Annotated in this window: 12 protein-coding genes; 9 read left to right on the top strand and 3 right to left on the bottom strand. The window is 64.9% G+C overall.

Annotation, left to right across the window (positions count from 1 at the left end; translation table 11 throughout):
- Positions 1-162: 162 nt before the first annotated feature.
- From GR138_RS19240 to GR138_RS19200, 9 genes are all read left to right on the top strand, one after another.
- A complete protein-coding gene (locus GR138_RS19240) occupies positions 163-1,413 on the top strand; it encodes an ABC transporter substrate-binding protein (RefSeq protein ID WP_160860882.1) in 1,251 nt (416 codons plus the stop codon).
- A gap of 168 nt (positions 1,414-1,581) precedes the next feature.
- Positions 1,582-2,463 (top strand): carbohydrate ABC transporter permease, encoded by an 882-nt coding sequence (locus GR138_RS19235; protein ID WP_160860881.1) that lies wholly within the window; start codon positions 1,582-1,584, stop codon positions 2,461-2,463.
- Positions 2,460-3,341 carry a carbohydrate ABC transporter permease gene (locus tag GR138_RS19230; RefSeq protein ID WP_160860880.1) on the top strand — a complete coding sequence of 294 codons (882 nt, stop codon included), beginning with the start codon at positions 2,460-2,462 and terminating at the stop codon, positions 3,339-3,341. The genes GR138_RS19235 and GR138_RS19230 overlap by 4 nt, the downstream gene beginning before the upstream one ends.
- Positions 3,342-3,346: 5 nt before the next feature.
- The gene (locus GR138_RS19225; RefSeq protein ID WP_160860879.1) at positions 3,347-4,462 is read left to right on the top strand and encodes an ABC transporter ATP-binding protein; all 1,116 of its coding nucleotides are present in this window, start codon (positions 3,347-3,349) and stop codon (positions 4,460-4,462) included.
- 7 nt (positions 4,463-4,469) lie between these two features.
- Positions 4,470-5,978 (top strand): FAD-dependent oxidoreductase, encoded by a 1,509-nt coding sequence (locus GR138_RS19220; RefSeq protein WP_160860878.1) that lies wholly within the window; start codon positions 4,470-4,472, stop codon positions 5,976-5,978.
- On the top strand, positions 5,975-6,754 hold the full coding sequence (locus tag GR138_RS19215; protein ID WP_160860877.1) for a 3-ketoacyl-ACP reductase: 780 nt from the start codon (positions 5,975-5,977) through the stop codon (positions 6,752-6,754). The genes GR138_RS19220 and GR138_RS19215 overlap by 4 nt, the downstream gene beginning before the upstream one ends.
- 157 nt (positions 6,755-6,911) lie before the next feature.
- A complete protein-coding gene (locus tag GR138_RS19210) occupies positions 6,912-8,567 on the top strand; it encodes a GMC family oxidoreductase (RefSeq protein ID WP_160860876.1) in 1,656 nt (551 codons plus the stop codon).
- An 8-nt stretch (positions 8,568-8,575) separates the two neighbouring features.
- A complete protein-coding gene (locus GR138_RS19205) occupies positions 8,576-8,893 on the top strand; it encodes a Dabb family protein (RefSeq protein WP_160860875.1) in 318 nt (105 codons plus the stop codon).
- A 5-nt stretch (positions 8,894-8,898) separates the two neighbouring features.
- Positions 8,899-10,167 carry a glycerate kinase type-2 family protein gene (locus GR138_RS19200; RefSeq protein WP_160860874.1) on the top strand — a complete coding sequence of 423 codons (1,269 nt, stop codon included), beginning with the start codon at positions 8,899-8,901 and terminating at the stop codon, positions 10,165-10,167.
- Between the two features lie 97 nt (positions 10,168-10,264).
- Here the strand turns inward: GR138_RS19200 and GR138_RS19195 are convergent, their stop codons facing one another.
- The 3 genes from GR138_RS19195 to GR138_RS19185 are packed head-to-tail and all read right to left on the bottom strand — an operon-like array spanning position 10,265 to position 13,100.
- Entirely contained in the window at positions 10,265-11,008 is a 744-nt protein-coding gene (locus GR138_RS19195) for an ABC transporter permease (protein WP_160860873.1), read from the bottom strand.
- Positions 11,005-11,943: an ABC transporter ATP-binding protein gene (locus GR138_RS19190; protein ID WP_160860872.1), complete on the bottom strand. Its 939-nt coding sequence runs from the start codon at positions 11,941-11,943 to the stop codon at positions 11,005-11,007. Before GR138_RS19190 ends, GR138_RS19195 begins: the two co-directional genes overlap by 4 nt.
- Complete coding sequence (locus GR138_RS19185; RefSeq protein ID WP_160860871.1) at positions 11,940-13,100, bottom strand: ABC transporter permease; 1,161 nt, start codon at positions 13,098-13,100, stop codon at positions 11,940-11,942. The genes GR138_RS19190 and GR138_RS19185 overlap by 4 nt, the downstream gene beginning before the upstream one ends.
- Positions 13,101-13,141 lie beyond the last annotated feature (41 nt).

The following is a 13,141-nucleotide window of genomic DNA, read 5'->3' as shown; positions in this document are numbered from 1 at the left end:
AGTTCCGGCTGACGCTTGGGATGGCTTGACTCCGCAAATTTACAACGTTTTAAATTGGCACGGCACTTTGAGCCGCAAACGAAATTCCGACGCCGTCAACGGCCTCGGGGAAATCGGCGGGAGGAGGCTCTCGCCCTCGAACTTGCAAACGGGAGGAATACGATGCGCAAGTTTCTGACAACCACCGCAATCGCCGCGGTAATGATGACGATGGGCGGCATGTCCGCCAAGGCAGCCGAAGGCGTCGAGGTTCTGCACTGGTGGACCTCCGGTGGCGAAGCTGCCGCTCTCGACGTCCTGAAGAAAGATCTGGAAGCCAAGGGCATTTCCTGGACCGACATGCCGGTTGCCGGCGGCGGCGGCACGGAAGCCATGACGGTGCTGCGCGCCCGCGTCACGGCCGGCAATGCGCCGACCGCCGTGCAGATGCTCGGCTTCGACATTCTCGACTGGGCCAAGGAAGGCGCTCTCGGCAATCTCGACGACATCGCCGCCAAGGAAGGCTGGGACAAGGTCATCCCGACCGCACTCCAGCAGTTCTCCAAGTATGACGGCCACTGGATCGCCGCCCCGGTCAACGTGCACTCCACGAACTGGGTCTGGGTCAACAAGGCAGCCCTCGACAAGGCAGGCGGCAAGGAACCGGCGAACTGGGACGAACTCGTCGCCCTGCTCGACAAGTTCAAGGAACAGGGCATCACGCCGGTCGCCCATGGTGGCCAGCCGTGGCAGGACGCGACGATCTTCGACGCGGTCGTGCTGTCCTTCGGCAACGACTTCTACAAGAAGGCGTTCATCGACCTCGATCCGGACACGCTGGGCGGCGCCCAGATGAAGGAAGCCTTCGACCGCATGACGAAGCTGCGCTCCTACGTGGACGACAACTTCTCGGGCCGTGACTGGAACCTCGCGTCCGCCATGGTCATCGAAGGCAAGGCCGGCGTGCAGTTCATGGGCGACTGGGCGAAGGGCGAATTCATCAAGGCCGGCAAGAAGCCGGGCACGGACTTCGTCTGCATGCGCTTCCCGGGCACGCAGGGTTCGGTCACCTTCAACTCCGACCAGTTCGCGATGTTCAAGGTTGCCGAGGCCAAGATCCCCTCGCAGCTCGAAATGGCGACCGCCATCGAAAGCCCGGCCTTCCAGTCGGCCTTCAACGTGGTCAAGGGTTCTGCCCCTGCCCGCACCGACGTCTCGGACGAAGCCTTCGACGATTGCGGCAAGAAGGCCATCAAGGACCTTGCGGAAGCCAACACCAATGGCTCGCTGTTCGGCTCCATGGCGCATGGCCACGCCAATCCAGCCTCCGTCAAGAACGCGATCTATGACGTCGTGACCCGCCAGTTCAACGGCGAGCTTTCCTCTGAGGAGGCCGTGACGGAACTCAAGGCCGCCGTCGAGGCCGCGAAGTAAGCGAACGAGGCTACCCCTCACCCCGGCCCTCTCCCCGTTCACGGGGAGAGGGCGACGGAGAGGTCACGGCATATGTCCTTCTCCCCGCCTGCGGGGAGAAGGTGCCGGCAGGCGGATGAGGGGCATGGCCCCGCCGCCGACAAACACACAACAACGGTGGTACCGACCATGGATAGCCGAAGCCGGCTGCAGGAGCTTCTGCCGAAGCTCGTGCTGGCACCCAGTTTCCTCATCGTGCTCGTCTTCGTCTACGGCTTCATCGCCTATACGGGCTTCCTGTCGCTGACGGACAGCAAGATGCTGCCCTCCTACAATTTCGTGGGTCTCAGCAACTATACAAAGCTCTGGGCGCTGCCGCACTGGTGGCGGGCGATCTCGAATCTGGCGATCTTCGCCTCGCTCTACATCGTCATCTGCTCGGTTCTGGGGCTCGGGCTCGCCATCCTGCTCGACCAGAAGATCCGTGCCGAAGGCATCCTGCGGCCCATCTACCTCTATCCCATGGCGCTCTCCTTCATCGTCACGGGCACCGCGTGGAAATGGTTCCTCGACCCCGGCATCGGGCTTGAGAACACCATGCACCTCTGGGGCTGGGAAAGCTTCGCCTTCAACTGGATCAAGGACCGCAACTACGCGATCTACTGCGTGGTGATCGCCGCCGTCTGGCAGTCCTCCGGCTTCGTCATGGCGATGTTCCTCGCCGGCCTTCGCGGCGTCGACAACGAGATCATCAAGGCCGCGCAGATCGACGGCGCCTCGACCTCGACGATCTATCGCCGCATCATCATTCCGCTGATGCGCCCGGTGTTCCTGTCGGCCTTCGTCGTGCTCGCCCACCTCGCCATCAAGGCCTACGACCTTGTCGTCGCCTTGACCGGCGGCGGCCCCGGCCAGGCGACCGAACTGCCGGCGACCTTCATGTATTCCTATACCTTCACCCGCAACCAGATGGGCATCGGCGCCTCGTCGGCCATCATCATGCTGGTCATGATCTTCTCGATCATCATCCCCTACCTCTATTCCGAAATCCGCGGAGGCAAAGGCCGATGAGCGCTCAGAACCCCGACAACGTCATCTCGCACAACAAGCTGACGCGCGCCCTGATCTACACCGCCCTCATCCTGTTTGCGGTCTACTACCTGCTGCCGCTCTATGTGATGCTGGTCAATTCGCTGAAGCCCTTGGAGGAAATCCGCCAGGGCGGCATGCTGAACCTGCCGAAGGTCTGGACGATCGAACCCTGGCTGCAAGCCTGGTCGACCGCGCAGATCGGCGTGCAGCCGACCGGCCTTCGCCCCTTCTTCATCAACTCGATCCTGATGGTCGTGCCGGCCGTGGCGATCTCCACCATCATCGGCGCGCTCAACGGCTACGTGCTGACCAAGTGGCAGTTCAGGGGCTCGAACGTCTTCTTCGGCCTCTTGCTGCTCTCCTGCTTCATTCCGTTCCAGATCGTACTCATTCCGATGGCGCGCATCCTCGGCATGCTGGGCCTCGCCGGCTCGCTCTGGGGCCTGATCCTCGTGCACATCATCTACGGCCTCGGCTTCACCACGCTCTATTTCCGCAACTACTACGAAAACTTCCCGACCGAGCTGGTGCGCGCGGCGCAGATCGACGGCGCAAGCTTCTTCCAGATCTTCTACCGCATCCTGCTGCCGTCTTCCGGGCCGATCATCGTCGTCTCCGTCATCTGGCAGTTCACCAATATCTGGAACGACTTCCTGTTCGGCGCCTCCTTCTCCGGCGCCAACACGACGCCGATGACGGTCGCGCTCAACAACCTCGTCCAGTCCTCGACGGGCGTGAAGGAATACAACGTGCATTTCGCCGGCGCGATCCTCGCCGCCCTGCCCACCCTCATCGTCTACATCGTCTCCGGACGGTATTTCGTGCGCGGCCTGATGTCCGGCGCCGTGAAAGGATAATGTCCATGTCTTTCCTGAAGATCAGCAACCTGCGCAAATCCTACGGATCGCTCGAAATCCTGAAGGACATCAATCTCGAGATCGAACAGGGCGGCTTTCTCGTGCTCGTCGGCCCGTCCGGCTGCGGCAAGTCCACGTTGCTCAACACCATCGCCGGCCTGGAGCCGATCACCTCGGGCGACATCGCCATCGACGGCCGCTCGGTCGCTGGCCTGCATCCATCCAAGCGCGACATCGCCATGGTGTTCCAGTCCTACGCGCTCTACCCGAACATGACCGTCGCGGGAAACATCGCCTTCGGCATGGAAATCCGTGGCGTGCCGAAGGACGAGCGCGACAAGGCGATCAAGCAGGTCGCCGACATGTTGCAGATCGGCCATCTGCTGGAACGCAAGCCGGGCCAGCTTTCCGGCGGCCAGCGCCAGCGCGTCGCGATGGGTCGGGCGCTCGTGCGCGATCCGAAACTCTTCCTGTTCGACGAGCCGCTGTCGAACCTCGATGCCAAGCTGCGCGTCGACATGCGCACCGAAATCAAGCGCCTGCACCAGCGCATGAAGACCACCATCGTCTATGTGACGCACGACCAGATCGAGGCGATGACGCTTGCCACCAAGATCGCCGTTTTGAAGGACGGCGTGTTGCAACAGTTCGGCTCGCCGGCGGAAATCTACAACAACCCGGCCAACATCTTCGTCGCCGACTTCATGGGCTCGCCGGCGATGAACCTGCTTTCGGCGAAGATCGAGCAGAACGGTACCGGCATGGCCGTCTCATTGGCGCGCCACCAGGCGGAACCGCTGGTGCTGTCGGTGCCGAACGCGCCGGGCGGGCTTGCCGCCTACAAGGGCAAGGACGTGATCTTCGGCATCCGCCCGGAGGCGCTGACCGATCCTGATGGTGCGGACCGCAACGCCCGCACGGTTGCCGAGGGCGATTGCCTGATCGAGGTGGTGGAGCCGGCCGGCGCCGACACCTTCGCCGTCACCCATCTCGGCGGCAAGGAGATCGTCGCCCGTCTTCGCGCCGACGTGCGCATCGCCGCCGGCCAGACGGCGCGCCTCGCCTTCAACCTCGACAAGGCGGTGTTCTTCGACCCCGCAAGCCAGCTTCGCATCGCCTGAGACAGCCATGACCACGCAGCCGGACATCGTCATCATCGGATCGGGCATCGGCGGCTCCACCATGGCCGCCGCCCTTGCCCCGACAGGCGCGAAGATCGTCATCCTGGAGGCGGGCGACCACCTGCCCGACCGCCCGGAAAACCGCGACCAGCGCGCCATCTTCCAGCGCGGCCATTTCCGCCCGAAGGAGATGTGGTACGAGGCCGACGGCACGGCCTTTAACCCCGGCAATTATTACAATGTCGGCGGCAACTCGAAATTTTACGGCGCGGTGCTGGTGCGCTACCGGCGGGAAGATTTCGAGGAGATGAAGCATCGCGAGGGCACCTCCCCCGCCTGGCCCTTCCCCTATGAAGAGCTGGAACCGTGGTATTCCGCCGCCGAAAAACTGTTCAATGTGCGCGGCACGCTCGGCGAAGACCCGACCGAACCGCACCATTCCGCACCCTATCCCTTTCCGCCCGTGCCGGACGAACAGGCCATCGCGAAGGTGCGCGCCAGGATGAAGGCGAACGGGCTGCATCCCTATTCGCTGCCGCTCGGCGTTGATATCGACCGCTGGCTCGCCAAGGCGAAGACGCCCTGGGATGCCCATCCGAACAGCAATGACGGCAAGATGGATGCGGAAAGCACGGCACTCGCCGAAGCGCTGAAACATCCGAATGTCGAGCTGCGCACCCATTGCCGGGTGACGCGGCTCGCAACCGCCCCACATGGCCGCACCATCTCGACGGTGCATTACATGCGCGGCGATCAGGCGGAGAGCATCTCGCCGAAGCTGGTCATCCTCTCGGCCGGCGCCGTGCAATCGGCCGTGCTTCTGCTGCGCTCGGCCTCGGAGGCCTATCCGAAGGGGCTCGCCAACAGCTCCGACCAGGTCGGCCGTAACTTCATGAACCACAATTCGAGCGCCGTGATCGGCGTCTCGCCGTTCTACCGCAACACCTCCGTCTACCAGAAGAGTTTCGGCTTCAACGACTATTACCTCTCCGACGGCAATGGCGGCGCGCCGCTCGGCAATGTCCAGTTGCTCGGTCGCGTCTCGGGAAAGATCCTGAAGGCCAACATGCCCTCCGTGCCGGAATGGCTGCTGGAAAGCGTGGCCTCCCACAGCATCGACTTCTACGCGATGAGCGAGGACCTGCCGCATCCCGAGAGCCGCATCACGGTCGACCGCGACCGGATCGTCATGAAGTGGACACGCACCAACTGGCAGGCCCATCTCGACCTCGTCACCAAGCTGAAAGGTGCCCTGAAGAAGGCCGGCTTCCCGATCGTGCTCGCCCGCGCCTTCGACAAGCGTACGCCGTCGCACCAGTGCGGCACGGTGCGCATCGGCAACGACCCGATGACCGCGCCGCTCGATATCTGGTGCCGCGCCTACGATCATCCGAACCTCTTCGTGGTCGACGCCTCCTACCTGCCGACCTCGGCTGCGGTGAACCCAGCGCTCAGTGTCGCCGCCCAGGCGCTGCGCGTCGCAGACCACATCAAATCGAGGGACCTTGCCGCATGACGACAACAGCACGCCCCGTCGCCATCGTCACCGGCGGTCGCCGCGGCATCGGCCTTGGCATTGCCAGGGCGCTTGCGGCGGACGGTTTCGACATCGCGATCACCGGCATCGGTGACAGCGATGCAGCAACCGACGCCATGCTCGCCGAATTCGCGACCGCAGGCAGCCGCGCGATCTACCTGAAGGCCGACCTTGCTGATCTTTCCGGGCACGCGGCAACCGTCGCGGCCATCGAAGACCAGCTCGGCGCCATCGGCTGCCTCGTCAACAATGCCGGCATCGCCTCCGTCGTGCGCGGCGATTTCCTCGATCTTTCGCCGGAGAATTTCGACACGATCGTGGCCACCAACCTGCGCGGCACGGTGTTCTTCACCCAGGCCGTCCTGAAGGCGATGCTGCATTCGAAACAGGCGACCGGTTCGCGCACGATCATCAACATCACCTCCGTCTCGGCCGGTCTCACCTCGCCGGAACGACTTGATTACTGCATGACCAAGGCAGGGCTTGCCGCCTTCAGCCAGGGCCTGACGCTGCGCCTGGCGGATACGGGCATCGCCGTCTTCGAAATCCGCCCCGGCATCATCCGCTCGGACATGACGGCCGGTGTGGCGGCGAAGTACGACGCGCTGATCGAGGGCGGCCTCGTGCCGATGAAACGCTGGGGCGAACCGGACGACATCGGCGCTGCGGCCGCAGCACTTGCCACCGGCAAGTTCGGTTTCGCCACCGGCTCGGTGATCAATCTCGACGGCGGATTGTCGATCGGCCGGCTTTGAACATGGGTTGGCCCCTCACCCCGCCCTCTCCCCGCAAACGGGGCGAGGGAGACGAGAGGGCACGGCTATCCCCTTCGCCCCGCTTGCGGGGAGAAGGTGCCGGCAGGCGGATGAGGGGCAAAGTGCCGCCTCCAACACGAATGCTTGAGGAAACAGCATGACCTACGACTACATCATCACCGGCGCAGGGCCGGCCGGCTGCGTTTTGGCGAACCGCCTCTCGGAAGACCCAACCGTGCGCGTGCTGCTGCTGGAAGCCGGCGGCGGGGACTGGAATCCGCTGTTCCACATGCCGGCGGGTTTCGCCAAGATGACCAAGGGCGTGGCAAGCTGGGGCTGGGAGACCGTGCCGCAGAAACACATGAAGGGTCGCGTGCTGCGTTACACACAGGCCAAGGTGATCGGCGGCGGCTCGTCGATCAACGCCCAGCTCTACGCGCGTGGCAATGCGGCAGATTACGACCTCTGGGCCAGCGAAGACGGCTGCGAAGGGTGGAGCTATCGGGAAATCCTGCCCTATTTCAAGCGCGCCGAGGACAACCAGCGTTTTGCCGACGACTACCACGCCTATGGCGGGCCGCTCGGCGTTTCCATGCCGGTTTCGGCGCTGCCGATCTGCGACGCCTATATCCGCGCCGGCCAGGAACTCGGCATTCCCTACAATCACGATTTCAACGGCCGCCAGCAGGCCGGCGTCGGCTTCTACCAGCTGACCCAGCGCAACCGCCGCCGCTCCTCCGCCTCGCTCGCCTATCTGTCGCCGATCAAGGACCGAAAGAACCTGACGATCCGCACCGGCGCGCGCGTCGCCCGGATCGTGCTCGAAGGTTCTCGCGCGGTCGGCGTCGAGGTGGTGACGGGCAAGGGCGTCGAGACCATCCGGGCGGAGCGCGAGGTGCTGGTCTCATCCGGCGCCATCGGCTCGCCGAAACTGCTCCAGCAATCCGGCATTGGCCCGGCCGACCACCTGAAATCCGTCGGTGTTCCGGTCAAGCATGACCTGCCCGGCGTCGGCTCCAACCTGCAGGACCATCTCGACCTGTTCGTGATTTCCGAATGCACCGGCGACCACACCTATGACGGCGTCGCCAAGCTGCACCGGACGCTCTGGGCCGGCCTGCAATATGTGCTGTTCCGTTCCGGCCCCGTCGCCTCCTCGCTCTTCGAGACGGGCGGCTTCTGGTATGCCGATCCGGAGGCCCGCTCGCCGGATATCCAGTTCCATCTCGGCCTCGGCTCCGGCATCGAGGCGGGCGTGGAAAAGCTGAAGAATGCCGGCGTGACGCTGAACTCCGCTTACCTGCACCCGCGCTCGAAGGGCACAGTGCGGCTTTCCTCCGCCGATCCGTCCGCCGCGCCGCTGATCGACCCGAACTATTGGGAAGACCCGCACGATCGCAAAATGTCGATCGAAGGCCTGAAGATCGCCCGCGAAATCCTGCAGCAGGCAGCGCTGAAACCCTTCGTCCTGGCCGAGCGCCTGCCGGGGCCGAAGGCGATGACCGACGAGGAGCTGTTCGACTACGGTTGCGCCAATGCCAAGACCGACCACCATCCTGTCGGCACCTGCAAGATGGGTACGGGCGCGGATGCGGTCGTCGGGCTCGATTTGAAGGTGCACGGGCTTGAAGGTTTGCGCGTCTGCGACAGTTCCGTCATGCCGCGCGTTCCTTCCGCCAACACCAATGCGCCGACCATCATGGTGGGCGAGAAGGGCGCCGACATCATTCGCGGCCTGCCGGCACTGCCGGCCCAGGTCTTCCAGCATGAACGCAACGACGCGCGCCCGCGCGCCCGCGCCAACATCCGATAGGGGCAGCCATGATCCGCCACTGCGTCTTCATCCACTTCAAGCCGACCATTTCCGCCCATTACAAGGCCGAATTGTTCAACGAGATCGACGCGCTGAAGAGCCGTCTCCCGGGCATGCTCGCCGTGCACATCGGCACGAATGTCAGCCCGGAAGAAGGCATGGACAAAGGGTTTGGCGATGGCTTTATCGTCGATTTCGCCGATAGTTTTGCCCGCGACGCCTATCTGGACGATCCCGAGCACAAGCAGACCGGCGGGCGTCTCGTCGCCGCCGCGGAAGGCGGCATCGCCGGCATTCTCGTCTACGACCTCGAAACCGACGACTGAGCCTCATGATCGAAGACGCCCGCGCTTTCCTCGCCTCGCTGTTCAACGCCGCCGTCGAGGCTGCCGACCCTGTTGCGGCGATCCGCGCGCACCTGCCGGAAAAGCCGAAGGGGCGCACGGTGGTCATCGGTGCCGGCAAGGCGGCAAGCCAGATGGCGGCTGCGCTGGAAAGCCTTTGGGATGGTCCGCTGGAAGGCACCGTCGTCGCGCAGCACGGCCCGGTGGCGGAGTGCCGGCAGATCGAAGTCCTGCAGGCCGCTCACCCCGTTCCCGACGAGGCCGGCATCGCCGCCTCGGCCCGGCTGTTTGCTCTCCTGCGGGACCTGACGGAGGATGATCTTGTCATCGCGCTCGTCTCCGGTGGCGGCTCGGCGCTGCTGCCGGCCCCGGCGGGCATGCTGACGCTGGCCGACGAGAGCGCCGTCAACAGGGCACTGCTCGCCTCCGGTGCGCCCATTTCAGCCATGAACATCGTTCGCAAACACGTCTCGCGCATCAAGGGCGGGCGGCTGGCGCATGCAGCCCATCCGGCCCGGGTGGTGAGCCTCATCATCTCCGACATTCCCGGCGACAACCCCGCCCATGTCGCCTCCGGCCCGACGATCCCCGACACCTCGACGCCGCAGGATGCGCTGGCGATCGTCCGGCAATATCGCATGGCCCTGCCGGAGACGGTGATGGACCACCTCGCCTCACCCGAGGCCGCAGCAGCGGGGCCGGACAACCCCGTCTTTGCCCGGCACGAGCACCATGTCATCGCCTCCGCGCGCGTCTCGCTGGAGGCCGCGGCAACGACCGCAAAAGCCGCGGGGATCAGCGCCGTCATTCTCTCGGATTCGATCGAAGGCGAGGCGCAGGATATCGGGCTGATGCATGCCGCACTCGCCCGCGAGGTGCGTCATCACGGACGACCCTTCACCACACCCGTCGTCATCCTCTCCGGCGGGGAGACGACGGTGACGATCCGCGACGAAGGCTATGGCAAGGGCGGGCGCAACACGGAATTCCTGCTCTCCTTCGCCCAAGCTATCGATGGCCTGGCGAATGTGCAGGCGCTCGCCGCCGATACGGACGGCCGCGACGGCTCGGAGCACAATGCCGGGGCCTTTGCCGATGGTGACAGTATCTTGCGCATGCGGGCCGCCGGTATCGAGCCCAGAATGCACCTGATGGGCCACGACGCCTACAGCGCCTTCGATTCTATAGGTGATATCTTCGATACCGGCCCGACCGGCACCAATGTCAACGATTTCCGGGCGATCCTGATCCGCTAGAGCAATTCCAGCAAAAGTGCGCAGCGGTTTTGCGTCCGGAATTGCGCGAGAACAAAAGCCAGAGCGTTTTCGCGGTTCGAAGAAAAGCGGAGAGGCTCTAGACGCGCCCGGCGCGGCGCGACAGCACGCGTTCGACGGCAGAAAAAGCATCGTAGATCAGCACCGCCAGCACCGCGACGACCACGCCGCCTTGCAGCACGAAGGCGAGATTGTTGGATTGCAGGCCGGCAATGATGACCTCGCCGAGCGTCTTGGCCGCAACCGTCGAGCCGATGGTGGCGGTGGCAAGGCTGATGGTCACCGACAGGCGGATGCCGGCGAGAATAACCGGCAGCGCCAGCGGGATTTCCACCTTTGTCAGCCGTTGCCACGCTGTCATGCCCGTGCCGCGCGCCGCCTCGACGATGGCTGGCGGCAGGGTGGAGAGGCCCGTCATCGCATTCTCGAAGATCGGCAGCAGCCCATAGAGGAAGAGCGCGATCAGCGTCGGCTTTTCACCGAAACCGACCGCGGGCACCGCAAGCGCCAGCACCGCGACCGGTGGAAAGGTCTGGCCGATATTCACGAGGCTGCGCGACAGCGGCAGAAACTCCGCCCCGATCGGCCGTGTGACGAGGATGGCGAGGCCGACGGCGACGATGGTCGCGGCAAGCGTCGCGGTGAAGACGGTGGCCAGATGGGAAAGCGTCAGCGACAGCAGGCTGCCCTGATTGTAGACGGCCGGCGCATTGGCCTGTACCAGCGGTTTCAGCAGCGGCTCGAACAGCATGGGCTGGACAAGGAAGGCGATCAGGATGATCAGCGCTGCCAGCCGCAAAAGATTGGGCAGGTAACGCTTCATTGCGGCCTCGCGGCGCGGCGGGCAAGGCCGGCGAGCGTGACGCGGCCGAGCCGCGTCCCATCCGCGCCGACGACCGGCAGGGCGTCGCGACCGGCCCAGAGCAGCGCGGACAGCGCGTCGCGCTGGCTGGTGGCGGCAGCGATGGCTTCGCCTTCCGCCTCCCCGGCCTCGGTGGCCTCGCCAACCGAGCCGATCGACAGCAGCCGGAACGGCCGCTCACCGGCGCCGATCAGCGTTTCCACGAAGTCGGTGGCGGGGTTGACCAGCATCTCTTCCGGCGCGGCGTATTGCACGATCCTGCCCTTGTCCATCACCGCGATCTTGTCCGCGAGGTGGAAGGCTTCTTCCATGTCGTGCGTGACGAGCACGATGGTCGTGCCGAAATGTTTCTGGATCGCCAGCAGATCCTCCTGCGCCTTGGCGCGGATGACCGGATCGAGCGCGCCGAAGGGTTCGTCCATCAGCAGAATGTTCGGCTCGGCGGCAAGCGCCCGGGCAACGCCGACACGCTGCTGCTGGCCGCCGGAAAGCTCGTGCGGATAACGCGGGCCGAAGGCGGCCGGATCGAGCTGGAAGAGGGTCAGCAGTTCCTTGACCTTGGCGTCGATGCGGCTCTTTTCCCAGCCGAGCAGCGTTGGCACGGTGGCGATGTTTTCGCCGACCGTGCGATGCGGGAAGAGACCATGGCCCTGGATGGCATAGCCGATGCGTCGGCGCAGCTCGTAGCCGGGGATCGCGCTGTTCGGCTCGCCGTCGATCAGGATCTTCCCGGACGTCGGCTCGACGAGGCGGTTGATCATACGCATCAGCGTCGTCTTGCCCGAGCCGGACGTGCCGACGATGACGGTGATCGTGCGCGGCGCAATGGTCATCGAGACATTGTCGACGACGGTCGTATCGCCATAGCGCTTGGTGATGCTGTCGATCTCGATCATGCGGCCCTGCCGGGTTTGTTGCTGGAAAGTTCGGTCGCGGCATCGAGCACGATGGCGGCGGCGAAGGCGAGTGCGACGGTCGGCACCGCGCCGAGCAGCACGAGGTCCATGGCCGTCTGGCCGATGCCCTGGAAGACGAAGACGCCGAATCCGCCGCCGCCGATCAGGGCGGCGATCGTCGCAAGGCCGATGTTCTGCACGAGCACGATGCGGATGCCGGTGAGGATGACCGGGAAGGCGAGCGGCAGCTCGACACCGAACAGCCGCTGGCGATCCGTCATGCCGATGCCGCGCGCGGCGTCGTTGGCATCGCGCGGCACGCCGGCAAGGCCGACGACGGTGTTGGCGACGACCGGCAGCAGCGAATAGAGGAAAAGGGCCACGAAGGCAGGGGCCGCGCCGATGCCGCGAATGCCGTGCGCCTGAGCCCCCGGCACATGAAGCGCGATCCAGCCGAGCGGCGCGATCAACAGGCCGAACAGCGCGATCGACGGGATGGTCTGGATGATGTTCAAGACGTTGAGCACGCCGGCACGCAGCGCCTCGACGCGGTGGCAGAGGATGCCGAGCGGCAGGCCGACGAGCGTCGCCGCGGCAAGCGAACCGAGCGCCAGCACCACATGGCGGCTCGCCTCCAGCCAGAAGGTTTCGGCGCGGCTGCCATATTCCTTGAGGATCGACAGGCCGTCCCAGGCGCCGGACATCAAGAGCGCCGCAATGGCGCCGGCGACAGCCGCGAGCAGCGCGACACGGGCGAACGGCGAGAGTTTTAGCCGCGCCAGCGCATCCGCCGTCACCAGCGCGAAGGCAAAGCTGAGCAACCAGAAGCCGGAGGCCGGCGACACGCGGGCATAGGTGTTTTCCGGTGGCGTCAGGTGGCCGGCCGAAAGACCGATGAGGACGGCGAGCACGAGAAGCGCCACCAGCCCCAGCACCAGCCGGACGATCGTCGGCGTCTTCAGCACGATGAGGATGATGGATATCATGACGAAGGCGAGAAGTGCCGCGCCAAGCCCTGCGGGCAGTGCCTCAAGGATCGACCGCGCCTCGCCGGGCACGATGCGGTTTGCCCTGAATTGCGCAAACGGCGCCAGAAAGGCGCCGTAAGCCAGCAATGCGGCGATCACCACGCCGAGCTTGTCGATTTTGAGCCGCATGAACGCTTTCTGGGCGAGAGGTCCTCCGCCCGACCGGACGG

This window comes from Shinella kummerowiae, from assembly GCF_009827055.1.
GTDB lineage: Bacteria > Pseudomonadota > Alphaproteobacteria > Rhizobiales > Rhizobiaceae > Shinella > Shinella kummerowiae.
This window is presented reverse-complemented; position numbering and strand designations above follow the sequence as displayed.